The sequence below is a fragment of the Lacticaseibacillus porcinae genome (assembly GCF_003946305.1).
In the GTDB taxonomy this organism is placed as follows: Bacteria; Bacillota; Bacilli; order Lactobacillales; family Lactobacillaceae; genus Lacticaseibacillus; species Lacticaseibacillus porcinae.
The window spans coordinates 21318-47736 of the sequence record NZ_RHNS01000005.1 but is presented as its reverse complement, the minus strand read 5'-3'; the positions used below and the strand labels follow the sequence as shown (position 1 = coordinate 47736).

Sequence of the window (26419 nt, the reverse complement as noted above, 5' to 3'; positions counted from 1 at the left end):
ACCATGTAAGATGATGAAGCTGGTTAAAGCGAGAAACGTGAGGGACGTTCCAAGCGTGACGCTGACACCAATGAATAGCTCTCCCAGGCTCATTTTTTCGTCTTCTTCAAGTTCACATAAGGCATACAAGTTGTTGAGTAGTCTTTGACTGCAACGATTTACTGCCGTTGAAATCAGTGTTGTCGTTGCCGCGGCAACGCTGATTTTTTTGGTTTGTTTTTCAAGGTGAATTTCCTCCGTAGTCATGCGGATATTGCGCTTTGTCGAAGCTCTGGTTATCTCATAAGCACCACCTCCTTAAAGTGAATGATGATTGAACGAAAATTGTTAGGCGCTATGCGGGTATAGCGGTAGTGCGCTTAGCGATAAGCTCTAAGAGAAGGCAATATTCGCCGCCGTGATTCTTGTATAGTCGAGTTGCATAAACCGATTGCCAGTCGTTGGTGGCGTATGCGCTTAGAATGGCTTGAAACTCTGACTTGGTAAGGTGGCAAACTCGCTTATGTTCCTTAAGTTCTTGCTTGATGGTGGTGTAGTCCTTCGTGGTTACTTCGTTCATGATGCAGTCCTCCTGTTTATGGCGGCGGGCCCTTCTAAGGAAGGTTTTTGTCGAGCCGTCTTGATGACACATTCGCACCGGCAGCAGGTGAGGCGACAAGGGTAAGTGCAGCGCAAGTCAAAAAGTTTTGAGGAACCGGGCTTGTGGAACAAAAGTTTTTGCGGCCCTTGTCTCCGAACCTAGGGGCCACTTGCCGACTTGTCGGTTAGTGCCCCTGGTGCTGGTCTAATGTACGAATCAAGGCCACGAGAACCTTCCTTAGAAGGAGTCTCGGCGCTAGCGCCCGCGGCGTTGCCGCGTGGGTTATGCTGTTGCCTATCCTGAACACTGAATATCCGAAAACCTTGGATCTAGGGTCATTTGAATCGTTGCCCAGCCGCTGTCTAAGAAACGTGCACAAAGTAACCGCGATGAGCGAGTCGGCTTGGCGAGCCATCGCTTCTCAAAACGGCTTGTAGATCGGGCTTTGATCTGGAAGCCGTTGTCCCAGCCGGACCCGGAAACGGAGGAATGGAGCAAAATGAAACTGAATGAATATACAGATATATTGCAATGAATTGGCTTAGAAATCGAAACAAATCGTCGAGGAGAAGCACCCCAGACTGGTGGTTGTCCGCTGAACCGCCTAAACTGCCTCAGAACTTACGATAAGAGATAGCGAAGCCGGCATGGATCAGCGTGGACTTCGCTGATTCATGCCGCCTACCACTGCCAACTGCACTGAATCGCCGGCTACTTTTTTCCACCAAAAAAGTGCTGAACACCTTGATGATGTAAGGATTCAGCACTCGTTGTGTCAATATTATGTCATGGTTTTGGTATTGCAACTAGGCAGGGCTAGCGTGTTGGCGTTGGTGCTAATGTGGTAAGAATCTTGGGGTCAATCATCGATGCCTTTTGAGCCATAATGGCATCAGCCATGCGACTGACCTTTCCATTAACTTCTGCGCCAGCCTTGTCAGGCGCGGTGCAAAGCTCTATATATAGCATTGCTTCCACAAACCATTTGCGATTGCCTTTGTTTAGGGACGCTAACATCTTGTAGTAGTTGTTGGTAATTTCGAGGCTGACGGAATCGGCATAGACTTCTTCAATCGACTTGGATAGCAGTTTCTTGTAGTGTTTTTTGGGTACGTTCGTTTCTTCGTAGCAGTAAGTCATGTCGCTTATTGTTTGAGCTAACTTGTCGCATGATTGTTTGATGATTTCATCGTAAGTTGTTTTCATAGTATCCTCCTAGTTTGTGTGCATGGGTTCTTGAACGAGGCTCGCACCAAATCGAATCAGTGCATGATACCAATCATCGCCGTTGACGTAGACAGAATGTGCAAAAAAAGATTCCAGTGTAGACAGGACTTGCTCAAGCGTTGTACCGGCCTCTGAATAGACTGAGTTTCCACTGTAATCAATGAGGTAGGCCGCGCCTTCATTAACCACGGTATCGAGATTTGAGGTGTCGTATTCCTCATCAAGGACACTTTTGCGAGTTTCCAAACTAAAGGCTCCGCTGGCAAGTACCTCTGAAACGAAATTTACACTCCAATGCTGGCCGTTCTCGTTTGTGGTGACATCAATTATTGGCAAAACGTTGACTTGTTCCACGGGCTCCTGTATTGATATTTTCAAAATCGGTTCCTCCTTCAATTTCGACGCTCTCAAGAGCTGATCTGCGACTTTCGACGTCGTAGCCGTAACACTGGCCGACCGGCACACACAAGGGAGTGCCGTAGGGATTTGTTTGCGTTTTTTGCAAAAAAATACCGCCCCTTGTGTGGGACGGTCGGCTGGTGTATCCGCAAAGCGGCGTTAGGCGGAGCGCGAAAGACGTAGATCAGTTCTATGATTTGAAACTAGCTTGCTAGTTTCTACCGCTTTTAGGTCTTGACGGGACGCCACGGAGCTTTGATCCGGAAGGTCTTAAATTGATCGTATACAAGACTGATTCAAGTGAAGAATGCGACTGCGTGTGCGTGACGAGCACGAAGGGGCCCTTGGGCCGTGCCGTCACTTTGAGGAGCAGCCTACATTGCCGATTTTGCAGTGCAGGCTACGGACTTGCTGAACGTGATCATGGAAATTAAATGATTGGATCGTCGATCGGGGGATTCTTTGTTGGCAGCAATGTGATCACGAAGACGGCAATCCCGGCGATTCCAGATAAAACATAGGCAATTCCCGTTTTCCCGCTAAACATTAGAATATCTGCGATGATTCCGAGGACCTGAAGCCCAACGAAAATTCCCCAGTGGATTCCAGCGTCGCGAAACCGGCGCACGCTTTGTGCCAGCATCGGTAGTATGGTGCCAATTCCAAATACCGCCCAGATCAGGACAAAGCCAATGAGGTGTGCGAAAATTGCCAATCCACTGTCTGTACTTGCGAACTTAGCGGGATTTTGCATGATCTCGCCCATCAGCATTATCGTTGAAACAATTGTGACGGCAATGATCAAAAGGGACATGAATAAGGTATTCTACCAATATTCGCGACGTGATGTTCGCCCATGAAAGTTCGCAATTTTCCATTGTACTGAATAATAGGCTTTAATTTTCAAGGCCACTCATACAATAATCTCATCTGTTGGGAATAAAAGGTACATGTAAATTGAGTCCGGAATGTTGATTTAACGGCATTTTCGGAAGATACAAAGGATACGATTGGCGGGGAATTCGTTACGTTCCCCGCCAAAATCCCCGCCAAGTTTGAGCCGATTGAGGGCTGAGTTGGCGGGGATTTTTTGCGACGTCTTACGGTCAGCGGCATATTAGGCAAGGGTGTGAAATTTTCTTCGTCGTCCTATCTAGACGATGAAATCTTGTTGTGCTATGCTGTACACAAACAAGGATGTAATAGGATGTGAAAATGTGAGATTCATTGGTAGTAAAGTAAACATGTTACCCGAAATTGCTAACGTTATATCTAAACATGTTGACGGTAGCGAGAAGACATTTGTGGACTTGTTTGGTGGCTCTAATTCAGTTGGTCAGTACTTCAAGGAACAATATCAAATTGTTTCCAACGACATTATGTACTTTTCCTACGTTATTGCTCGTGCCTCAATTCAAATGAACGATATACCCAAGTTTAAGAAACTTAACTCGATAGGCGTGTCTGATCCAATTAAGTACCTACAGTCACACGATATCACTAATGTTCCCGATGGTTACGTAACAATTAACTACTCTCCAATTGGAGAAAAAAAACGAATGTACCTAACACCGGAAAATGCTCGCCGGATAGACTTCGTTCGTGATACCATTGAAAGATGGCATGAATCAAAGATAATAAACGATGATGAATTTTTCTATCTTTTGGATGCTCTATTACAAGGAATTCCTTACGTCTCAAATATTACTGGTACCTATGGGGCGTACTTAAAACACTGGGATAAGCGCGCTTACAAACCGATTGAACTAGTTCCTAGTCAGGTGATAAATAACCACGTTGCAAACCAGGCCTTAAATGAAGACTCTCTTAATTTAATTAATCATATTAGTGGTGATATTGTCTACATCGACACTCCGTACAATTCTAGACAATATGCTTCGAATTATCATGTGTTAGAATCAATTGCACGGTGGGACAAACAACCGTTAAAGGGTGTTACTGGACAACGTGATTATACAGACGAAAAATCCACTTTTGCGATGAAGTCAAAAGTATTAGATGCCATGATTGCTTTGTTTTCAAGTTTGAACTTTAAGCATGTTGTAGTTAGTTACTCAACAGACGGTCTTCTGAGTGAAGCGGACTTGCTGTCAATTCTGAAGGCTAATGCAATCAACAATGAAGTTGAGGTCACACATGTTTCATACAGAAAATATAAGTCAAAAATTGTTAATTCTGAAACAAGTGTGCAGGAGATCTTATTCTACTTTCGAAGTAAAAATTACAGTCCTCATGAATCACGAACTGTTTCATACAAACCAATTAAAACTACAAAGTCCTCCTCAAAAATGGGATTCATAAAGAGTCCTCTTAACTACGTCGGTGGAAAGTACAAGCTGCTACCACAAATAATGCCTCTGTTTCCGAAAAATATTGATACTTTTGTTGACTTGTTTAGCGGCGGCGGCAACGTTGGTATAAACTCCAGTGCTAGCAAGGTGTTTTTTAACGACATCAACACAAAAATTAATGAGTTATTTCGATTCCTTCAAAATAAGGATCCTCATGAGCTACTGAGTCTCATCAGAGACCGAATCAGTGAATGCCAACTATCCAAAACTAATGAAGAAGCCTTTCTAAAATTTCGTGCACAGTATAATGCTAACCCCAATCCTCTAGACCTATATGTACTCGTATCGTACTCTTTTAATTACCAGTTTCGTTTCAATAACAGTCTTCAGTACAACAATCCATTTGGTCGAAATAGAAGCCACTTTTCTGATAGGATGGCCAACAACATGCTTCGCTTTGTGTCAAAGCTTAACAGCATTGATGCTCATTTTACAGACGATTACTTTACAGACTTCGATTTTTCACATCTGACAGATAACTCGTTCGTATATGCTGATCCTCCCTATCTGATAACTACGGGTTCATATAATGACGGTAATCGCGGCTTTGTGAACTGGACGGAAAAACAAGAGAAACAGCTATATGAAATTCTCGATGGTTTGACAGCAAGACAGATTAGGTTTGCGTTGAGCAACGTTACTGATCATAAGGGTAAAAGTAATGATATGCTCAAAGAGTGGAGTCAAAGGTACACCGTACACGAGTTGAACTATGGATACCAAAACTCATCACACAACACTGTAAATCTGGGTAGCCGTGAAGTCCTAATTACTAACTATTAATGAATAAATAACTTATCCCTCAAGGCCCTTTGCTGGGCTTTTTTTGGTATTATTGAATTAAGAACAAATCGGGAGGACACTATGGCTATCACGTTAAATTACTATCCTAAGAAGGTTAAGCGCTTCTCAACGGGTCTTGGACAAGATGTTGGATCACTGCGTTCGATGATTGATATGCTACAGGTGTTTGTTGTTGGCTCCTCAATTCAGAGGAAAGCTAAGGCAAAAATGAGTTGGCAATTCGGAGATGAACCAGAATTAAAAAACTCTATACTTAACAAGCTTTCCACTGAACCTGTACTACTAACCACTGATGATCTCGCATCCGAGTATCCTAAGAAAACGGGCAAACCGGCTGTTTGGAAAATTAGGAGTGTACTGCCTGCAATTATGGATGGACAAAGTATTGCCAAAAATGAAGATGAGTCAATTCCTACTGATCCAAGCGGTAATGTATTCAAAACTCCAATGCGTGCTTGGCCAATTCGCAACTTTATCAGTTCAGCGATTGGACTTGGATTGCTGAACTGGAACCGAATTAACGGTAACATAAGCTTAACTAGGCTTGGAAAACAGCTGGCCGAGGCTAAACACTTGGTGTCGGAAGAGTTAACCAGCGACGAGCTGACCTTACTACAGCTGGCTTTTATGTCATATCCGTATGCCGTAGCCTTTTTGAGGTCGCTTGAAAACAATAAGGATGGGCTCAATAAATTTCAGCTTGGAGAAACGTTTGGTTTTGCTGGTGAAGCTGGATTTACTAGCTTTGGTGAAGAACTGTATGTCGGCGCCCTCACTGAAGCGTATGAGTCCGGTGATTCCTTTCGAATCAAAAAAATTAAAAGCAACTGGGAAAGCACGAGCGATAAATATATCCGGGGAATAGCAAGCATGCTATCCAAATTGAAACTAATCTCAATTATTCCTCAACCGTTCAGCTATAAGAATCCAAAAACTGGAAAAAATAGTCACTTCTCATTAACTGCGTATAAATTAACGGGATATGGGCGTGAAAATCTTGGAATAGCTTTGGGACGCTCTAAACACAAACGAACCACAAAAATTATTACATGGGATATGCTGTGTACAAAAGGCAATGTTGTCTACATACGTACCATTCGAGCTTTAATCCTTATGGAACTTGATAACTCCAATGGTCTAACTGCTGGTCAGATTGCTAACAAAATCAATGCAAACAAAGTAAACAAGATGCCTATTTTCGAAGGTACAACCATTTCTGGGGAAGAGGTATCTGATCATATTAAAGGTCTGAATGGGATTGGAATTCAAATTGATACAAGCTCCAGTAATAAATATGTACTAAAGGACCCACTTCAAGACTTCGAAATACCGATCACTGCTAGCCAGCTACCCAAGAAAGACAATGTTCAACGACAGCAAGACGAACTTCGTCCGCTGCTTGCGCATGTCGATCATAGATATCTGCAGCTTGTCGAACTGGCTCTCGACTCTTCACAAAACTCAGAGTATTCAATGCTTGAATCAATGACCATGGAACTACTACTAACTTATCTAGATTTTGATGGAGCTTCTTTAGGTGGTGCAAACAAACCTGACGGTATTGCATGGGACAGCGATGGTAATTTCCTAATCGTTGACACGAAAGCTTACGACAATGGCTACTCACTCGCAGGCAACACGGATAAGGTTGCTCGATACATTGACGATGTGCGTGCACGAGACTCCAATCGTACTTCAACATGGTGGACACAGGTTCCAGAATCACTTAACGTTGATGACAACCTAAGCTTTATGTACGTATCTGGGTCATTTACCGGAAACTATCGAAAGCTACTCAAAGACTTACGTGCCCGTACCAACGCACGTGGTGGATTAACCACCGTTGAGAAACTTCTGCTTACCTCAGAAGTTTACCTTACCAACAACAAGTATGGTCATACTCAACTCCTGCGAGACTGGACTAACGATGCCATTGAACATGACGAGTACTACGATCAACTTGTTGCAAATATATAGTGGCCTAGTTGAACAGCCACTAATAAGCTAACATGCTATACTTTGTGAAATGATGTTCATAAAACAAGCTGAATCATTTGATACCAAAGCAATGAGCACAAGTGAATAAATTATGAAAGCGCTTGATATTAATTTCAAATTCGTATATAATTTTATTTATCGAAATGAAAGCGATTACAAAGCTTTCATGTTTAGGAGGAAAATAGTAGCATGTCAGATAATAAAATTTCGGCCGGATTAGCAGCCTTAAAAGTTATGTCAGGATGGGGCGTTCACACGATGTACGGTATTCCATCAGGTACTTTGAGCGGGTTGATGAATGCGATGGGCGATCCGGAAAATAAAATCAAATTTCTGCAGGTCAAACATGAAGAAGTTGGCGCTATGGCAGCTGTTATGCAATGGAAGTTCGGTGGTAAATTGGGTGTTGCTGTTGGTTCAGGTGGGCCCGGGGCAACGCATTTAATAAATGGTCTTTATGACGCGGCAATGGATAATATCCCAGTATTGGCTATTTTAGGCTCTAAACCAGTACGCGAGTTAAATATGGATTCGTTTCAAGAATTAAATCAGAATCCAATGTACGATAATATAGCTGTTTATAACCGTCGTGTCGCAACCGCAGAACAGTTGCCACATCTTGTTGATGATGCCATTCGAACTGCAATTGCCAAACGTGGCGTAGCTGTACTAGAAGTACCGGCTGATTTTGGCTTTACAGAGATTGATGCTGACTCACTGTATTCGACGCCACTGTATTCATCGGGTTTAACTTATAAAGAATATAAGTCCGAACCAGTCGATGAATCAGATATTACTGCTGCTGTCGATATTCTTAACCAAGCTAAGCGCCCAGTAATTTATGCGGGAATTGGTACGATGGGGCATGGATCAGCAGTTCAAGCATTATCTCGTAAAATGAAAGCGCCAATTATTACAACAGGTAAAAATTTTGAAACATTTGATTGGGATTTTGAAGGTTTCACTGGCTCCACTTTCCGTGTTGGTTGGAAGCCAGCTAACGAAGCTATCCTTGAAGCTGATACTGTCCTGTTTGTTGGTACAAACTTCCCATTCTCCGAAGTTGAAGGCACTTTCCGAAACGTGAATAAGTTCATACAAATTGACAATAACCCAGCAATGTTGGGTAAGCGTCATCAAAATGACGTCGCTATTCTAGGGGATGCAGGTGAAGCGATTGAGTCTATTCTAGCTAAAGTATCACCTGTAAACGATTCGCCATGGTGGCAGGCAAACGTGGCTAACGTCAAAAATTGGCGTGACTATATGAATAAACTTGAGCAAAAAACTGAAGGTGATTTACAGGCCTATCAAGTTTATAATGCTATCAATAAATACGCAGCAAATGATGCTATTTTCTCAATTGATGTCGGCAATGTCACCCAGATGTCCGTACGTCATTTGCACATGACAGACAAGAATATGTGGCGGACATCACCGTTGTTTGCCACAATGGGTATTGGCTTGCCAGGTGGAATTGGTGCCAAAAACACCTATCCGGATCGTCAAGTGTGGAACCTGATGGGAGATGGGGCATTCTCAATGACTTATCCAGATGTTGTTACCAACGTGCGCTATAAGTTACCCGTCATTAACGTTGTATTTACTAATACAGAATACGGATTTATCAAAAATAAGTATGAAGACACGAATACGTATAACTTTGGCGTTGACTTCACGGATGTTGACTATGCCAAAATTGCCGAAGCACAGGGTGCTGTTGGTTTGACCGTCAGCCGAATTGAAGATATTGATCGGGTAATGAAAGAAGCACTTGATTATTACAATCAAGGTCGCGTCGTTGTGGTCGATGCAAAAATCACCAAAGACCGTCCTATTCCTGTTGAAACCCTAAAGTTAGACACTAATTTGTATAGCGAATCAGTTGTTGAAGCCTACAAGGAAAAATATGAAGCACATGATCTAGTGCCATTCCGTGAGTACTTAGAAGCACAAGGTATGACGTCGAGATACATTAAAGACAACAATGACAATAAGTATAGTTTTTAATCTTAAAAAGTAATTTCGCTCTGAAGTGCAATACAAAAGTTAGACAAAGAATTGTACACAACCACTAAAATGGAATATCTAAAGGATCATCCTGATGCTTCCAAAACCGCTTCATCGAATCTACCCTCCACGGAAGGTAGATTTTTTTATCTGGATCATCTTGAACAGTCCAAATCCTTTGGTCATATTCCTGAAGAACGAATTGGAAGTCTTCGTTCGAAAGCTTTTGACCTTATTCTCTAGTTCGGCTGCCTTCACCATAAGCAACTCTGCCACGCCAGGCACGCAAATCTCATAGTAGGCAACGTCCTCGTCCGACTCAAATAAATCATGGAACTCTCTATGGATTTCTAGGACATCATCTTTATTGATCAAATATTGATTGAAATGTCCAAGATTTGTACCATAGAATTCAATCATCGATTCAGTCATTCTGTAATCCCCATAAATCTTCATAAACCTCACGCCTCCAGTTCTTCAGTGCACATCAATTCGCGGTACCAAACTGGAGTCATACCGCCAATGTTCATTGAAATCCGCTCATTATTAAACCATTGGGCATAGTCATTCACTGACTGGCGAAGCTCATCAATCGTGTTGAATTTTAGATAATTCAGACACTCTCGCTTAAGCAGGTTGAAGAAGCTCTCAATTGGCGCATTATCATGGCAATTCCCCTTGCGTGACATGCTTTGCGCAATATTCATAAGTTCCAGCTGATTGGGATATGCTGGGATCTGATATTGCCAACCTTGGTCTGAATGAAGGATGGGTCGAGATCCTGGCATCAGGTGATTCTTCAACTCGTCCAACGTGTCTTTGATCAGTGTTTTATTCGGTGAGTTGCTGACAATGATGGCGAGTACTTCTCGGCTCGCTTCATCAGTAATGGCTGATATATAGTGGCTGGTGAATTAGCCCTAACTTTCAGGCAAATCCACGATAACTTTGTAATCAATCTTCACCGCAGTCTTATTCTTTTTGGCAGTAATCGAAATTGGTCTACTTAAAACTGCGAGAAGATTTTCCAAATTCGCCATGACCACACCAGTGTCTACGGCAACCGCAATTGTCTCTGCGGTCTTCTCTTTGACAAGATCCAATCCGAGATTACCCTTTACGAACGAGAATCGGCGTTCAATTTCGCCGCGGCGGTTCTCTGCGTCTTGATCCTGATGGCGCTGTGCTGGATCCACATGCTTTGGTTTACGTCCAAGCCGCGGTCCACTCACGCGGATACCAAGGTTGGCACACATCCCAATGTTTTCGCGAGTTCGATACAGTGTGTCCAACAGTACCTCGTCTGGATATTCGCCGTGCACGTCGTAGTAGTGATCAAGTGTCGATCCAAGGTCACCACTTTCATTGAAGGCATTGAAAGAGAAACGCTCAATGTCAATCACGCCATCCATGATCGAAACATCGATCTTTGGTCCAAACTCAACCGGGGACTTTGATTTACCTCGCATGATTGGACGAATCTCCGGCTGACTTAAGCTTACGATCCGGTTTTCGACACGATGCGTGTGGTTGCGATACATGTAATCTTGTTGGTCAAAGACTAAGCGAATGACGCCAAGTCGCTTAGCCCGCGCCGCGGTCAAGGTCGCACCTTGGTCGATCATCTCATCGACATAGCGCAAGTCGCGACGAATGTATTGAAGTTGGGCTTTGATTTGCTTTTGTGTGAGCTTCCCCCAACGTCGTGGTTTGCGTGAAAAGGCAGTCCAATTTGCGTGAGCTTCACGCTTGTAAGTCCGTGGTGGTGCAATTTGAAGCTGTTTAGCCATGACTTTAATGTCATCTTCTAGGTTTGTTCTCGCCTGATTAAGTAGATGCGTATCTTGGGGAAACTTGATATTCACCGGAGTACAAGTTGCGTCGGTGATCATCACCGACTTGGTTGGTAAGTGGCGTTGAAGTCGTTCCCGAACCGTATCGGTCATGATATTGCGGATCAATTCAGAAATCGGCGCGATCCGCCGGCGAAAGTACGCCAGCGCCGTGTGATCGAATGGGACTTTAAGTTGATACTGAGGGATACCAATGAAGTATTGATAAGCCGGGGTGTCACGAATCGCTTCGACAACGTCTCGATCAGACAAACCAGTTCGTTGCTTGATCAACTGAGCACCATACAACAGGCGAAATGGTTTACCAGCACGGCCAAGCTTCGAAGGAAAAGCCAATTGGTATGCCTCGCTTAACTTCTGCCATGGCATTTGATCCGCAAGCTGAACCCACTCGTTGTCTGCACTGAGCGGTGTGCTCAGTGCAGTACCAAAGGATTCAATTGAGAGTTGCGTGACTGTTTGACGATAAACCATGGATAACGCTTCCGATAGGGTTGTGTAAAGTGCATGGGGATTGACGGAATACCGGGAATTCCTATGCATCTATTATACAACGATAACGGGTTAAGGAGCTGTTACAGATAACTTGGACAAATTATTCACCAGCCACTACTTATTCAGTACCAGTGTCGATGGTGCCGAAGCAAATGCGAACCTGATGACTTTGTGTGAGACTGCCAAGGCCAATCAGTTGGATGTATTCAAGTATTTGAAGTGCTTATTTGAAAAGCTTCCACAGATACCAGAATTTGAACTGAATGAAACCACGCTGGCGCCATACTTGCCATGGAACATTAGTCTGGACTAACAATAGAAAATCGGGCCAAGACACATCATAGAGATGTGCCTTGACCCGATTTTGGCGTTATGAACGTGTGGTTATCTCCTGCTTACGTTAGTGGCTGTTCAAAAACGCATAGTTCTTTATATCGGTGACTTGAAGACGTTACTGCCTTATAATATATGCATACGAATTCCCAGATTTTTGGCATTTCCCATGCATTTACGAAATTGACTTGGAGGTTTTATCCATGGTTTATCGTCAAAGTCCCCACCAACTCTCTTTTGAATCCTTTGGTTGCGGCCTGAGCACACCGCTCAGTCCAGATAACGAGTGGGTGCGCTTGGCCGATATTTTTCCGTGGAAAGAACTGGATGAGGCATACCAATTGGAGTTTTCCAAAAAAAGTACTGGGCGCGCGGCCAAGCCATTTCGGATGCTTTATGGTGCTGGACTGATTCAGAATCGAATGAAACTAACCGATCGCGGTGTCGTTGACGCCATTCGAGACACGCCGGCGTATCAGTATTTCATTGGACTTTCAGAATATCGAGCGGAGAAACCCTTCGCGTATACAAGCCTGTGTACCTTCCGCAAGCGGATTGCGGACATCTCTGAACTGGTCAGAAACATCATCAATGATTGGCTTCGCGCCAAGATTGAAGAGGTGGTGCCATTCAAAGTTGACGTGATGATCACGGATGCCACAGCAATCCCGGTAAAGATCCGTTATCCTCAAGACACTTCGCTGCTCAATCAAGCTCGCCAGAATCTTGAAGACATGGCCATTGACATGGCGCATCAACTGAATGTTCCAAATCCACGCATGTACAAGCGTGAGGCCAAACAAGTTTGGACAGCTTTCTCACGCCATCCGAAGAGCCAAAAGCAATCCGTTCACAAGCAAGTCAAAGCTCAGCTCCAATATGTCCGTCGCGATTTGCGCTACATCAATGAATTCATCGACGCCGGGGCAATCTTAACCGCCAAACAAGCAGTACGCTTGGGTGTCATCCGAATCTTGTTCGACCAACAATGGGACATGTTTGAACACAAGATTCACAGAGTTGAAGACCGAATTGTCAGTCTCCAGCAGCCTTACATTCGGCCGATTCAGCGTGTTAAGGCACGATCTAAAGTTGAGTTTGGTGCCAAAATCGATGCGTCCTTGAGCGAAGGTATCGTTGATATTGAGCGTTTCGAATTCAGTGCCTTCAATGAAAGTAAAGACTTTGAAGCGACCTTGGATCACTACTTCGATTTGCATGGCCATTACCCAGATGAGGTACTGGCCGACACACTTTACCGTAACCGCGACAATCGCAAGTTGTGTAAGGATCTAGGCATCACTCTCTGTGGACCTAAACTGGGCGCAAAGCCAAAACACGTTGATGCCAAGAAACGCCGTCAGGATACGGATGCGGAAAATCGACGCGGTGCCTTTGAACGCCGATTTGCCTTTCTCAAAGGGTCAGTAGGCTTGGACTTAGTCAATACCCGAACAGCTGAGTCATTAGCCGTCAAGATTGATCAGGCAATGGTATTAAGCAATGCCCTGACGTTCTTGCGGGTGTTTGCTATACCAATTTTGATTTCAACTACGAACGAAGGGCAAACCTATCGTTTCCGGTACAAATTTACTACCAGCACCAAGAATATGGTGGCCTAGTTGAACAGCCACTATAGTAGTCTATGGCTACCAAAAAATTTTTCCCAGAAATATCTCCTAAGGAGTATTTTTAATTAAAATCCATTGACTTTGTTTTAGAATGATTTTAAACTGTAATCGAATCATTTTTGTAAGTAGACTCACCTCATTTTTTGTCACAAATCTATTAGGAGGCTATATTTTTTATGTCGAAGACAAAAGTTATTGTTGTTGGTGCGTCGCACGGCGGCCATCAGTCAGTTCTGGAACTTACTCGCAAATACTCAAACCTAGATATTAAACTATTCGAAGCAGGAGATTTTATTTCTTTCATGTCCTGTGGTATGGAACTATATTTAGAAAACAGCGTAACGAATGTTAATGATGTCCGTAATTTTAAACCTGCAGATCTCGAAAAACTTGGGACAGAAGTATATGCCAATCATGAAGTGACAAAAATAAATCCAGAGAATAAGCAAGTTATCGTAAAAGACTTAAAATCCGGTAAAATACAGAGCTATGACTATGATAAATTAATTTTAAGCTCAGGTGTCACTCCAAACAATTTACCAGTTCCTGGTCATGAACTAAAAAACGTTTATTCAATGCGTGGCAAGGATTGGGCAGAGAAGATCAAAGCAAAATTATCTGACCCAAATGTCAAAAATATTACTGTTATTGGCGCGGGTTACATTGGGATTGAAGCTGTCGAGGCCAGCATCAAAGCTGGCAAAAATGTTACATTAATCGATATGATTAATCGACCTTTGGGTAACTATCTAGATACTGAATTAACAGATATCTTATCAAAAGAATTGACCAACAAGGGAGTTCAAGTTGTCACTGGTGCTAAGATCGAAAGCTATGAAGGAATTGAAGAAGTTTCTGCTGTTAAGACGAGCGATGCAGAATATCCGAGTGACTTGATCATTCAAGCTGCTGGAGTAAAACCTAATACTGATTGGTTAAGGGAAACGGTTGAACTAGATAAGCGCGGGTGGATTAAAACTGACAAATATTTGAGAACTAATCTGCCTGATGTCTACGCCATAGGTGATGCGGTATTGGCCTATTCAATTCCTGCCCAGAAGGACATGCCGATAGCTTTAGCCACGGTTGCCCGGCGCGAAGCCCGTTATGTAGCGGAACACATCTTTGAGAACACACCATCTATGCCATTTTCAGGAGTAGTTGGCTCATCAGCATTAAGTGTTTTCGACTATCACTTTGCCACATCAGGTCTGAATACGACCACAGCCCAAAAGGCTGATATTGAAATTCACACATCTTTTTACAAAGACACTTTACGTCCAGCTTATGTTCCTATGGAGAAGGGAAATACAGAGGTTTATGTAGAGCTGGATTACAATCCAAACACTCATCGACTATTAGGTGGTGCTGTATTGTCAACTTATGATATCACTGCCCAAGGTAATGTTATTTCATTAGCCATCCAACAAGGATTAAAATTGGAAGATTTGGCTGAAGCTGACTTTTTCTTCCAGCCAGGGTTTGACCGACAGTGGAGCCTATTGAATTTAGCAGCCCAACATGCTCTTGGTGAACTTGAGTTTACAAAATAAAAAATTTTAAAGATCACTTACAACTTGCTGTTTAGGATCACGAGCAAATCAAAAAGCCTATCAGAATACAAGACATATTCTGATAGGCTTTTTGATTTGTTTTCGTAAGCACCAATAACAGACCGAATATGAATCGCCTTTGCCTGGCGGTATCCTTACCTCATCATGAAGTTTACCCAATTTGTTGGAACTGAATTTGATTTACTTGCAAGGCAGCTTACTGAGAGCTGTCTTGTTTTAATATAACATTTCGATACTGGCACCTTTCCATTCACCCGTTTCCGGATCAACCTTACCAACAAATGGGTGAAGTTGATCATATTCGGATACTGGTATGGCTTCGCTATGCTCAAGAATATGCACACCATCAACTTGAACTTCGCCAAGTGCCTCTACGATGATGGTGGCCCCAACATAGTCATCACTATAGATGCCATGATAAGTTTCGTAGGTGTCACCTTTGTTGATCCAATAAAGCTTTGTGTTAGGGTCTTGCGGATCACAGTAGGCCGCAAAACCCTCGAATCTTTCTAGTGCCCGGAATGTTTGTCGTTTCCGCTTTGTCATCATACGCTCTCCTTAACTTTATAACCATTGGGCTGAATGTAGAATTGGTACTTGATCTGACAACGTTGCTCATAGGCCCTTGGCGCGATACTGCCAAGACGAGTCTGAATCCGATCCTCATTGTAGTAATTGATCCATTCATCAATTGTTGTTATCAATACGTTCGCATCGGCGCATTCTTCGGATGGCGTCATTTCGGCTTTAAGCTTGTTGAACACTGTTTCACAGGCCGCATTGTCAAGGCACGTCGAGCGATGGGACATACTTTGGCGAATACAACCGTTGTGTAGAAGCTGACGCCAGGCGCGGTGCTGATATTGCCAACCTTGGTCAGTATGTAATGTGATCTGATACCCAGTGTGAGGTAAAGCTGCCACCAACCGCTTTAATGGCGCCAGACTAAACTTAAGCATGGGATGTGTTGATAGTTCCCATTCCAAAATCCGGTTGCTATAGAGATCCTTGATGACCTCTAGATACACTTTCTCGCCATTACCAGCTTGTAGTTCTGTGACATCGCAAACAAGCTTTTGCAGTGGTTGATCGGTCATGAAGCGCCGATTCAATTTGTTCTTAGCCTTTTTGCCAGAAGGGTGTCGATGTCAGTCATAAAATGTAGGAAAGGGCGTGCGGACGTTTTTCTGGACTTTCAACCTCAGGCGGCCTTGCTCTGACGGTATTCTTGCGGGCTCTTTCCTCCTAAAACTTTTTTTCTTCGCTTTGTGTTATACAACTCGATATACAGGTCGAGTTCTTTGGTGAAATCATCAATAGATTTTCCTAGCCAACTTCTGTTGTAAAAGAACTCAGTCTTTAGATGACCGAAGAAGCTCTCCGCTTGAGCATTATCTGGGGTGCTGGCTTTTTTCGACATAGAACGTGTGAAGCCTAATCCATTCATTAACTCAATCCAGCCTGGCCAACGATAATGCGCGCCTCGATCTGAATGTACAATAGGTTTCTCGTTGAGCGTAAAGGTCTCTGCCGCAGCGCTAAGCATTGTGTTAACCAGTTCGGCGTTAGGACTGGTGCCAATTGTCCAACTCGTGATTTGGCCGTCAAAGCAATCAATTAGCGGAGACAAGTATACCTTCCCCGCCTGGATAGAAAACTCCGTAATGTCCGTAACGAGCTTCTGGTTGGGAGCCTCAGCTTGAAAGTCTCGATCAAGAATATTGGGGACTGCCGGCGTGATTTCTCCTGCATACGAGCTGTATTTGCGACACCGGGTAACGGTGACTTCCAGACCTTCCTCACTCATCAATCGTCGGATCACTTTTTCGGAAAGATGGATGCCCTCATCATCTAATTCCATCTTGATCCGGCGATATCCATAGCTCTCGTAGTTCTGTTTAAAGATAACTTTTAAACGAGGACGGATGGCCTCATACTTATCGCCTTTAGCGATGGCGTCACGTTGATAGAAGTAGCTACTCTTCGACAGCTGAAGCGCCTTGAGTAACGTATTGAGCGAGTATTTGTCACGCAGGGCATCAATCACCTGAACCTTTTCTCGATTGGTCAGATTTAGATGATCGATGCCCAGATCTTTTTTTAGAAGGGCGTTCACTTGGAGGAGGATATCATTTTGAAGCTCAAGTTCTTTGATTCGAGCTTGGAGGCTTGAGACTTCTGGGTTAACTATTTTCTCGGCACTTCTTTCATCTGATAAACTAGGCGCCTGCTTTGCCGGAAAGGTTTCTCCAAGTACGTCTCGTTTCCAACCATAAAGTGTTTCACGGCTGACCCCGAAGTCCTCTGCGATTTCTCTGGCCGGGACCTCTCGCTTATAAAGCGCCTCAACAGCCTTGGCCTTAACTTCTTCAGTTGCGGCGGGCTTATTCACAACTGTACGACTCCGCAACGTATCATCACAACGTGGGTCTTCAAGAAGCCACTCGCGAAGAAGTTGGCGTGAGGGATATCCAAGTGCCTTGACTGTCTTAGTGATAAACTGACCGTGCTCAAAAAAGTGATCCACTGCGGCCTGGAGCTGAGTATCAGAGTACTTGGGTTTTCGTTTTCTAGGAGTATCGGTATGCGTCGCTTTGGCATCTTCTTCATAGTCTTTGATCCACCGTTTCAAGGCGCCCAAAGACGGATAACCTAATTCTCGGGTTACTGCACTCCATGAATGATGATATTGGTAGTAGAGCTCGATAGCTCTTTTCTTATCTGCTTTTGAATACATAATGACATCATACCCGAAGTCCAGGTTTTTGTCCGCACGCCCAACCGTGAAAAGACGTTAACGGAAACGGTGCGCAACTTTGAAGCGTACCAACCGTACTTTCCGTTAGTGCATCCCTCGCCGCTCAATTATGGCTGGTTGCACAAAAATCCATGGTTTCAACGAAGCGTGTTACCGCAATTACAACAACAAGTGCGCGATTTACTTTAATTCATGATTGGTCTAGTTGAAAAGACTAGACTTTTTATTTGGAATGATTCTGATACCGGTAACAATCAGTCACAGCTTGCAAGGCATGCCGGTATTCTCGTATTCTATACCTAGCATATATTTGACGGAGGAGGCGACATTTTGGAAAATTGGTATAATCACGCGATCATCTATCAAATTTATCCGAAATCTTTTCAAGACAGCAATGGCGATGGTATCGGCGACTTGCCGGGCATTATTCAACGCATTCCTTATTTAAAAACGCTTGGTATCAATACGGTTTGGTTGAATCCCGTATTTACCTCGCCACAAGTGGACAATGGCTATGACGTGGCCAATTACTATGCCATCGATCCAGATGTCGGGACTATGGCGGATATGGATGCGTTGATCAAAGCGCTGCATGATGCTGGGATCCATTTGCTGCTGGACTTTGTGATGAATCATACGTCTGATCAACATCCTTGGTTTCAAGATGCAATCAAGCATCCTGGCAGTTTATATCGCGATTATTATATTTTTGCCGGGGATCACGATCAGCGCCCTAACAATTGGGGCAGCTTCTTTGGTGGCTCTGTGTGGGCCAAAGATCCAGCTGGTACCGGCAAATCATATTTCCACTTATTTGATCGGCACATGCCAGACTTGAACTGGGCCAATCCTGAAGTGCGCCACGCGATGGGCGATATTGCTGATTTTTGGCTGAAAAAAGGGATCGATGGGCTGCGCGTGGATGCCTTTATCCACATCGCCAAAGCCCGTTTAGATCAAGATTTTCCAACGGCAGACGGCTCGCATGAACCGGTAGTGGCAGAACCATTTTTTGCCAATTTACCGCAAGTGCAAACCTGGCTGCGACCGTTTGCAGAACGCATCAAAACCGATTACCCGCATGCCTTCTTGTTAGGGGAAGCCGCCAGTGCGGATGTGAATTTGGCGGCGGCTTATACCGATCGGTTGATGGATAGCGTGGTGACGTTTCGCTACTTTAAAGAAGATGAATCGCAAGTCGATCCCGCTTATCCGGCGCAATATCAACCTAAACCTTTGAATTGGCAAGCCTTCAAGCAAACCCAAGCAGTGTGGCAACAAACGTTATCAGCGATGCCGACGCTTTATTGGAGCAATCACGATATGCCACGCCTCCTTGGTCGCGTCGCCAAAGATTCATTGACGGCGCGGAGTTTGGCGATGTTGATGTATCTGCAACGTGGCATTCCGATCATTTATTATGGCGAAGAGTTGGGCATGACGAATCTACAGTTTGATTCAATTGATGAGTTTCAAGACCAAACCGTGGGTCCTTGGGTGCAAGCGGCGATGGCGGCTGGGCAAACCAAAACCCAAGCCTTGCAACAAGTTTCTGCCACCCATAAGTTGCCAGCGCGTGGTGGCATGCGCTGGGATAACACGCAAAATGCGGGCTTTTCCACCGGCACGCCATGGCTTCAAGGCAAAAGCGCTGATACGCCAACGGTTGAAAAGCAAGCTGATGATCCAGAAAGTCAGCTGAATTTTTACCGCGAGTTGTTGAAACTAAAGCAAACCGACTTGTTCAGTGATGGGGATTATCGCTTGTTGACCACGGACGCCAATAGTTATGTGTATCAACGGCAATTACAAAATCAAAAGGCAATCGTCGCCGTATCGATTGGCGATGCCTCAGTGATTGATTTGCCTCGAGCGCGTTATGATATTCGATTAGAAAATGGTACCGTGCAATTGTTGAACCAACAGCTACGCCTCAGTGCTGGTGCCAGTGTTGTTTTGATCACGGAGGAATAATATGTTAATTTCTGCAATGGCTCACCGTCCCGAAAGCGAAGATTGTTTCTTGATCGACGCACATCAAGTCCGGCTCAGATTCAAAACCGCCCTTGGTGATGTTCAAAATGTGACCGCTTTATATGGGGATCCTTATTGGAATTTACCCGATGAATCTGGCGAGTATCATTTTACTTATTCAAAAGCCCCGATGATTAAAGTTGCCAGTGGCCAAACTCATGACTATTGGGCAGTGACGTTAAAGCCGCCTTATCAGCGGATCCAATACTTATTTGCAGCCACTGACGCTGAAGGTAAAACCGTGTTATTCGGCGATCGCGGGCCCAGAGAAGATACTGAAGCCGAGCGCATCGAAGCGGCTAACTACTTCCGACTGCCTTATTTTCACGAAATCGATCGCACCAAAACGCCAGCGTGGGTCAGTGAAACGGTGTGGTATCAGATCTTCCCTGAACGCTTTGCCAATGGCGATCCTAGTTTGAATCCGGAAAATTGTTTGCCATGGCAGCCAGAAGATCATCCTGGTCGCGACGATTATTACGGTGGGGATCTGCAAGGCGTGTTGGATCACCTAGACGACTTGCAAGACCTCGGCGTAAACGGCTTATATTTCTGCCCGATTTTTAAAGCTAGCTCCAATCATAAATATGACACCATCGATTATTTGGAAATTGATCCAGCCTTTGGCGACAAAGCCTTGTTTGCCAAACTGGTGCATGAAGCCCATGCTCGCGGCATGCGGGTGATGCTTGATGCGGTGTTCAACCATATGGGTTATGCGTCGATGCAATGGCAAGACGTGTTGCAAAACGGCCAAAAGTCGCGTTTTGTAGATTGGTTCCATATTCATGATTGGCCGCTGTTACCATACCGTGATCCGACGCAAGGCCAAGGTGATCCACAATTTGATACCTTTGCTTTTGGCCCAGGGATGCCGAAGCTCAACACTGCGAACCCAGAAGTGCAGGCTTACCTATTAGAAATTGCGACTTATTGGGTCAAACAATTTGATATCGATGCGTGGCGCTTAGATGTCGCCAATGAAGTCGATCATCATTTCTGGCGTCAATTCCATGATGCCTTGATCGCCATCAAACCCGATTTTTACATTTTAGGCGAAGTGTGGCATTCAAGCCAACCATGGCTTAATGGCGACGAGTTCTCAGGCGTGATGAATTATGCCTTCACGCAACAAATCGAAGACCACTTCTTAACTGGCGTGAGTGATGCGCAAACGATGCTCGCCCGCTTAAGTGATCAGTTGATGTTGTATCGCGATAATGTTAATGCGATGATGCTCAACATGTTAGATTCGCATGATACCCCGCGCTTGTTGACAGTAGCTGGTGGTGACTTAGATCGCGCACTGCAAGCCTTGGCGTTTACCTTCTTACAAACTGGCACACCTTGCATCTACTACGGCACGGAAATGGGCATGTTCGGGGGAAATGATCCTGATGATCGCAAGCCGATGGACTGGTCGAAGTTGCATCAGTCAACGTGGCAACGCGTGCATGCATTAGTGGCGCTGCGGCGGGAATACGCTGAGCTGTTAGGCAATGGGACCACGACGTATGCTTTAACGGATGCTGGTTTGATCAAAGTCACCCGCCAGTTAGCGGGTCAAACACTCGTTGGGTATTTCAACACCACGGATCAAGGTGCGGCGATTGCGGCACAACCATTGCTGCAACAAGGATTTGAGGCTGGTATTTTAAGCCCTAAAGGTTTTATTGTTCGCGCACAATGAAATCCTGATAACGGTAACAATGGGTTTCGCCTTGTAAAAACGTTTTCCAAACTGCTACGCTAGTAAGTGTTAAAAGCGAAACGGAGTGAGTGCAAATGAGTGCAAAGCGATTATTCAACATCGACCCTTGGCTGGTGGCAACGCATCAATTAGATAAAACCAATAAGCGCCTGCAAGAATCACTGACCGCCATCGGGAATGGGTATATGGGCATGCGGGGTAACTTTGAAGAAGGTTATTCCGGCGACACCTTATTGGGGGCCTACCTCGCAGGTGTGTGGTTTCCAGATAAAACCCGCGTTGGTTGGTGGAAAAACGGTTATCCTGATTATTTTGGTAAAGCCATCAACGCCCCAAGTTTTATCAACTTAGGCATTACCATTAATGGCGTGGCATTGGACTTAGCGAAAAATAACTTCCGCGATTTCAACTTACAACTCGACTTACATCAAGGCAAGTTGACCCGCAGTTTTGTATACGTTACAGATGATCTCGAAGTTGCCTTTGAATTTGAGCGGTTCGTTTCCAATGCCATGCAACAAGCCGGCTTGATCAAAGTGAACGCCAAAGTCTTAAAAGGCTCGGCTGAATTGAAATTTGATGCTGCTTTGGATGGCAATGTCACTAACGAAGACTCGAATTACGACGAACACTTCTGGATCCCGCAACATGAAGATGCTGCTCAAGGTTCGATCCAACTTGAAACCAAAGCCAATCCTTTCGACGTCCCGCAGTTCACGGTATTGCTCAAGCAAGCCTTGAAAGTGAACGGCGCGGCAGTTGAAGGCACCCGATCAACTGAACCAGGACGCTTAGATGAAACCTTAAGCTACGACTTAACCCAAGGCGATGCGCTTACCCTTGAAAAGCGCGTGATCGTCTTGACCAGTCGTGATGTTGAACCGGCAAAACAACCGGCTCAAGCCGATCAACTGATGGCTGAACTGCTACCGCAAAGTTTTGATGAAGCATTAGCTGCACATGAAGCAGTTTGGGCCAAGCGTTGGGCACAGTCAGACGTTGTGATCGACGGCGACCCGGCAGCGCAGCAAGGTATCCGCTTCAGTATTGCGCAACTGTTCATGACTTATTATGGCGAAGATACTCGCTTAAATATCGGGCCTAAAGGCTTTACCGGCGAAAAATATGGCGGTGCCACTTATTGGGACACTGAAGCATATGTGGTGCCGATGTACTTGGCTGTGACCCCACCAGAAGTCACCCGGGCATTGTTGCAATACCGGCACGATCAATTGCCAGGCGCTTATCACAACGCCCAACAACAAGGATTAGCCGGCGCGTTGTTCCCAATGGTCACGTTCAACGGCATCGAATGTCACAACGAATGGGAAATCACCTTCGAAGAACTCCACCGTAATTCCGATATCGCCTTTGCCATTAAGCAATACACGGATTACACCGGCGATGAATCTTACGTCAATGGGGATGGTATCGATGTGTTAGTCGGCGTGGCAAGATTTTGGGCGGATCGGGTGCATTTTTCCAAGCGCCATCAACAATATATGATCCATGGCGTCACCGGCCCTAACGAATATGAAAATAACGTCAACAACAACTGGTTTACCAACACCATGGCCGCTTGGGAGTTGCAATACACCCTTGAGCGTCTACCAAAAGCGGATGTTGATAAAGTTCAAGCGTTGGCCGTGACTGATGATGAAAAAGCGCACTGGCAAGATATTGTTGATCGCATGTATTATCCAGAAGATAAAGACTTGGGCATTTTTGTTCAACACGATACCTTCTTGGATAAAGATCTGCGCCCGGCAAGCTCGATTCCCGCTGATCAACGGCCACTCAATCAGCACTGGTCATGGGATAAGATTTTGCGCTCGCCATTCATCAAGCAAGCCGATGTGTTGCAAGGCATTTACTTCTTGAATGACCGCTTTACCCGCGAGCAAAAAGAAGCCAACTTCGACTTCTACGAACCGATGACGGTACACGAATCGTCCTTATCCGCTTCGATTCACGCAATTTTAGCCGCGGAATTGGGCAAAGAAACAAAAGCCGTTGAACTGTATGCCCGCACGGCGCGGTTGGATCTGGATGACTACAACAACGACACTGAAGATGGCCTCCACATCACATCCATGTCTGGGGGTTGGTTAGCCATCGTTCAAGGCTTTGCTGGGATGCGCTACACTGGCGGCCATTTGAGTTTCAAGCCGTTTGTACCAAAAGGTTGGACGCATTACAGCTTTACGTTGAACTATCGCGGCCGCTTGATTGCTGTGGATGTGGCAGATGAAACCACATTGAAGTTAGTCAGCGGTGATCCGATCGATGTGTTAGTCTTTGACGAAACGGTGCACTTAAGTTAAGGAGGGGTTGCATGCTCAAAGGGTTAATTTTTGATTTGGATGGCGTGATCGCAGACACGGCGCGCTTCCACTTACAAGCATGGAATCAACTGGCTCAACGCCTTGATATCGTACTGCCACCAGAAGCAAACGACGCGTTGCGTGGGCGTTCGCGAATGGATTCGTTGAATTTGATTTTGAGCTATGGGAACAAAGTCGATGCCTATTCAGATGAAGAAAAAGCCGCCTTTGCCCAAAGCAAAAATGACTTATATCTTGAGTTGATCCAAACCTTAACACCGGCAGACATTTTGCCAGGGATCGCGCAGTTATTACAAGATGCTAAAGCGCAAGGCCTGCACATGAGCATCGCCTCAGCGTCAAAGAACGCGCCGACGATTTTGAAACACTTGCAACTCGATGACGCCTTTGATGCCATCGTTGATCCGGCTAAGTTGCATCGCGGTAAACCGGATCCTGAGATCTTCACCTTGGCGCAACAAGCATTGAACTTGCAAGCTCAGGATGTGATCAGCTTTGAAGATGCGTCAGCTGGCGTTCAAGCCATCAAAGCGGCTAACCAATTTGCGGTTGGCATCGGGGATGCACAAGTGTTAAAACTTGCTGATTATGTCGTGGCCAGCACTGCAGACTTGCAGTTAAGCAAGATCGTTGAAGCTTTTAAGGAGGTGAGCGCGTGAGTTGGTGGCAAAACGCAATCGTTTATCAAATCTATCCCAAGTCTTTTCAAGATAGCAATGGTGATGGGATCGGGGACTTGCCTGGGATCATCAGCCGTTTAGATGAACTGCAACAATTAGGCATCGATGCGATTTGGTTGAGCCCAGTGTATCTGTCGCCTGGTTTTGATAACGGTTACGACATTGCCGATTATGAAGCCATCGACCCGCAGTTCGGGACGATGGGGGATATGGATACCTTGATCGCCGCAGCCCAAAAGCGCCACATTCGCATCATCATGGATCTGGTGGTCAACCACACGTCTGATCAACATGCCTGGTTCAAGCAATCACGGTCTTCGCGAAATGATCCCAAGCGTGATTGGTACGTCTGGCGTGATCCGGTTGATGACCATGAACCAAACGACATGATGTCAACGTTTTCTGGATCGGCTTGGACCTTGGATGAGGCGACTGGTCAGTATTACTTGCATCTGTTCAGTCCGCAACAGCCGGACCTCAACTGGGAAAATCCTGAGGTGCGTCACGCGGTGTATGCGATGATGAATCGCTGGATCGATCGTGGTATTGGCGGCTTTAGACTCGATGTGATCGACTTGATCGGCAAAATTCCCGATCTTGAGATTCGCGAAAATGGGCCGCACTTGCATGACTACTTGCAAGAAATGAATGCCGCCACCTTTGGTCGTGCCGATTTGATGACAGTGGGCGAAACTTGGGGCGCTACCCCTGAAATCGCCAAGCAGTATTCAGATCCTGAGCGCCATGAGTTGTCGATGGTTTTCCAATTTGAGACCATGCAACTGGATCAAAAACATGGTGAACCCAAATGGCATACCATGCCATTAGATCTGGATCTGTTCAAACAGACCTTGATCAAATGGCAAACCGAATTGGAGTATCAACATGGTTGGAACAGTTTGTTCTGGAACAATCACGACTTACCGCGGATCGTGTCGCGATGGGGCAATGATGGTCAGTATCGAGAACGCTCAGCTTCAATGTTTGCCATTTTGCTCCACTTGATGCGCGGGACGCCTTATATTTACCAAGGCGAAGAAATTGGCATGACCAACCGGCCGGTGACTACCATCGATCAAGTCAACGACATTGAAAGCCGCAACTGGTATGCCGAACAATTGGCCAAAGGCGTTAGCGCTGACACTTTGATCAAGCAAGTCAACACCATGGGTCGAGATAATGCGCGCACCCCGATGCAATGGGATGACACGCCGCATGCCGGTTTCACCACCGGCATGCCGTGGCTGGCAGAAAATCCCAACTACGACCACATCAATGTCAAACAAGCACTTGCTGATCCCAATAGTGTTTGGCATGTGTATCAGCGCTTGATCCAACTCCGTCATCAAAACCCGATCGTCGTGCGTGGGGACTTTGAACCCCTCACTACCGATTCCGGGGTGATGGCTTATATCAGAAGCTTTGAAGGTGAGCGTTGGCTGATCGTGGCCAACTTAACGGATAAGCTTCAGCATTTTAACCAACCGAATATTATCGAGATCTTGCTTGCCAATGTTGAACCGATCACCACCCAGCTTCAACCTTATCAAGCTTACGTCGCCAAGTTGGCGCTGTGAGTGTCGCAATTATAAAGATATTTTGGGGAGGAACAAGA

The 26419-nt window shown here is 45.1% G+C and carries 20 protein-coding genes and 2 pseudogenes; 12 read left to right on the top strand and 10 right to left on the bottom strand.

Annotation, left to right across the window (positions count from 1 at the left end; translation table 11 throughout):
- Window positions 1-334: 334 nt before the first annotated feature.
- The 4 genes from EKM92_RS06180 to EKM92_RS06165 form a co-directional block, all read right to left on the bottom strand.
- Window positions 335-559, bottom strand: a complete 225-nt coding sequence (locus tag EKM92_RS06180) for a hypothetical protein (RefSeq protein ID WP_125708978.1) — start codon at window positions 557-559, stop codon at window positions 335-337.
- Window positions 560-1396: 837 nt separating this feature from the next.
- Complete coding sequence (locus EKM92_RS06175) at window positions 1397-1786, bottom strand: hypothetical protein (protein WP_125708976.1); 390 nt, start codon at window positions 1784-1786, stop codon at window positions 1397-1399.
- A gap of 9 nt (window positions 1787-1795) precedes the next feature.
- Window positions 1796-2185: a hypothetical protein gene (locus EKM92_RS06170; RefSeq protein WP_125708974.1), complete on the bottom strand. Its 390-nt coding sequence runs from the start codon at window positions 2183-2185 to the stop codon at window positions 1796-1798.
- Window positions 2186-2636: 451 nt separating this feature from the next.
- A complete protein-coding gene (locus tag EKM92_RS06165) occupies window positions 2637-3020 on the bottom strand; it encodes a hypothetical protein (RefSeq protein WP_125708972.1) in 384 nt (127 codons plus the stop codon).
- 403 nt (window positions 3021-3423) lie between these two features.
- Here EKM92_RS06165 and EKM92_RS06160 point away from each other — a divergent pair, with 403 nt between their 5' ends.
- The 3 genes from EKM92_RS06160 to spxB all read left to right on the top strand — a co-directional run bounded on the left by EKM92_RS06160 (window position 3424) and on the right by spxB (window position 9390).
- Window positions 3424-5361 (top strand): Dam family site-specific DNA-(adenine-N6)-methyltransferase, encoded by a 1938-nt coding sequence (locus EKM92_RS06160; protein WP_125708970.1) that lies wholly within the window; start codon window positions 3424-3426, stop codon window positions 5359-5361.
- Window positions 5362-5442: 81 nt separating this feature from the next.
- Window positions 5443-7359, top strand: coding sequence for a restriction endonuclease FokI C-terminal domain-containing protein (locus EKM92_RS06155; RefSeq protein WP_125708968.1), 1917 nt, complete (start codon window positions 5443-5445; stop codon window positions 7357-7359).
- 210 nt (window positions 7360-7569) lie between these two features.
- Window positions 7570-9390 carry a pyruvate oxidase gene (spxB, locus tag EKM92_RS06150; RefSeq protein WP_125708967.1) on the top strand — a complete coding sequence of 607 codons (1821 nt, stop codon included), beginning with the start codon at window positions 7570-7572 and terminating at the stop codon, window positions 9388-9390.
- A 120-nt stretch (window positions 9391-9510) separates the two neighbouring features.
- Here the strand turns inward: spxB and EKM92_RS06145 are convergent, their stop codons facing one another.
- Genes EKM92_RS06145 through EKM92_RS06135 form a run of 3 tightly spaced genes read right to left on the bottom strand, consistent with a single transcriptional unit; the run spans window position 9511 to window position 11717 of the window.
- Window positions 9511-9846, bottom strand: coding sequence for a hypothetical protein (locus tag EKM92_RS06145; protein WP_125708965.1), 336 nt, complete (start codon window positions 9844-9846; stop codon window positions 9511-9513).
- Between the two features lie 5 nt (window positions 9847-9851).
- The gene (locus EKM92_RS06140; RefSeq protein ID WP_225420735.1) at window positions 9852-10280 is read right to left on the bottom strand and encodes an IS3 family transposase; all 429 of its coding nucleotides are present in this window, start codon (window positions 10278-10280) and stop codon (window positions 9852-9854) included.
- 30 nt (window positions 10281-10310) lie between these two features.
- Complete coding sequence (locus tag EKM92_RS06135) at window positions 10311-11717, bottom strand: IS5 family transposase (RefSeq protein WP_125708961.1); 1407 nt, start codon at window positions 11715-11717, stop codon at window positions 10311-10313.
- A 112-nt stretch (window positions 11718-11829) separates the two neighbouring features.
- Here EKM92_RS06135 and EKM92_RS06130 point away from each other — a divergent pair, with 112 nt between their 5' ends.
- From EKM92_RS06130 to EKM92_RS06120, 3 genes are all read left to right on the top strand, one after another.
- Window positions 11830-12051: a transposase domain-containing protein gene (locus EKM92_RS06130; protein WP_125708959.1), complete on the top strand. Its 222-nt coding sequence runs from the start codon at window positions 11830-11832 to the stop codon at window positions 12049-12051.
- Between the two features lie 223 nt (window positions 12052-12274).
- Window positions 12275-13693: an IS5 family transposase gene (locus EKM92_RS06125; protein WP_125708958.1), complete on the top strand. Its 1419-nt coding sequence runs from the start codon at window positions 12275-12277 to the stop codon at window positions 13691-13693.
- Window positions 13694-13878: 185 nt separating this feature from the next.
- On the top strand, window positions 13879-15255 hold the full coding sequence (locus EKM92_RS06120; RefSeq protein ID WP_125708955.1) for an FAD-dependent oxidoreductase: 1377 nt from the start codon (window positions 13879-13881) through the stop codon (window positions 15253-15255).
- Window positions 15256-15492: 237 nt separating this feature from the next.
- On the opposite strand, the gene EKM92_RS06115 is transcribed toward EKM92_RS06120, so the two are convergent.
- The 3 genes and pseudogenes from EKM92_RS06115 to EKM92_RS06105 form a co-directional block, all read right to left on the bottom strand.
- Entirely contained in the window at window positions 15493-15825 is a 333-nt protein-coding gene (locus EKM92_RS06115; protein ID WP_164509917.1) for a hypothetical protein, read from the bottom strand.
- Window positions 15822-16409: pseudogene (locus EKM92_RS06110) on the bottom strand (IS3 family transposase); the annotation flags it as partial. The gene EKM92_RS06115 and the pseudogene EKM92_RS06110, both read right to left, overlap by 4 nt.
- Window positions 16410-16477: 68 nt before the next feature.
- Window positions 16478-18013, bottom strand: coding sequence for an IS3 family transposase (locus EKM92_RS06105; RefSeq protein WP_125708949.1), 1536 nt, complete (start codon window positions 18011-18013; stop codon window positions 16478-16480).
- Between the two features lie 42 nt (window positions 18014-18055).
- On the opposite strand from EKM92_RS06105, the pseudogene EKM92_RS13730 reads away from it, so the two are divergent.
- The 6 genes and pseudogenes from EKM92_RS13730 to EKM92_RS06075 all read left to right on the top strand — a co-directional run.
- A pseudogene (locus tag EKM92_RS13730) lies at window positions 18056-18223 on the top strand (uracil-DNA glycosylase family protein); the annotation flags it as partial.
- Window positions 18224-18364: 141 nt separating this feature from the next.
- On the top strand, window positions 18365-20008 hold the full coding sequence (locus EKM92_RS06095) for an alpha-glucosidase (RefSeq protein ID WP_125708946.1): 1644 nt from the start codon (window positions 18365-18367) through the stop codon (window positions 20006-20008).
- Window position 20009: 1 nt separating this feature from the next.
- Window positions 20010-21758, top strand: a complete 1749-nt coding sequence (locus EKM92_RS06090; protein WP_125708944.1) for a glycoside hydrolase family 13 protein — start codon at window positions 20010-20012, stop codon at window positions 21756-21758.
- A 95-nt stretch (window positions 21759-21853) separates the two neighbouring features.
- Complete coding sequence (locus tag EKM92_RS06085) at window positions 21854-24103, top strand: glycoside hydrolase family 65 protein (protein WP_125708942.1); 2250 nt, start codon at window positions 21854-21856, stop codon at window positions 24101-24103.
- Between the two features lie 11 nt (window positions 24104-24114).
- Window positions 24115-24783 (top strand): beta-phosphoglucomutase, encoded by a 669-nt coding sequence (pgmB, locus tag EKM92_RS06080; protein ID WP_125708940.1) that lies wholly within the window; start codon window positions 24115-24117, stop codon window positions 24781-24783.
- Window positions 24780-26381 carry a glycoside hydrolase family 13 protein gene (locus EKM92_RS06075; protein ID WP_125708938.1) on the top strand — a complete coding sequence of 534 codons (1602 nt, stop codon included), beginning with the start codon at window positions 24780-24782 and terminating at the stop codon, window positions 26379-26381. Before pgmB ends, EKM92_RS06075 begins: the two co-directional genes overlap by 4 nt.
- Window positions 26382-26419 lie beyond the last annotated feature (38 nt).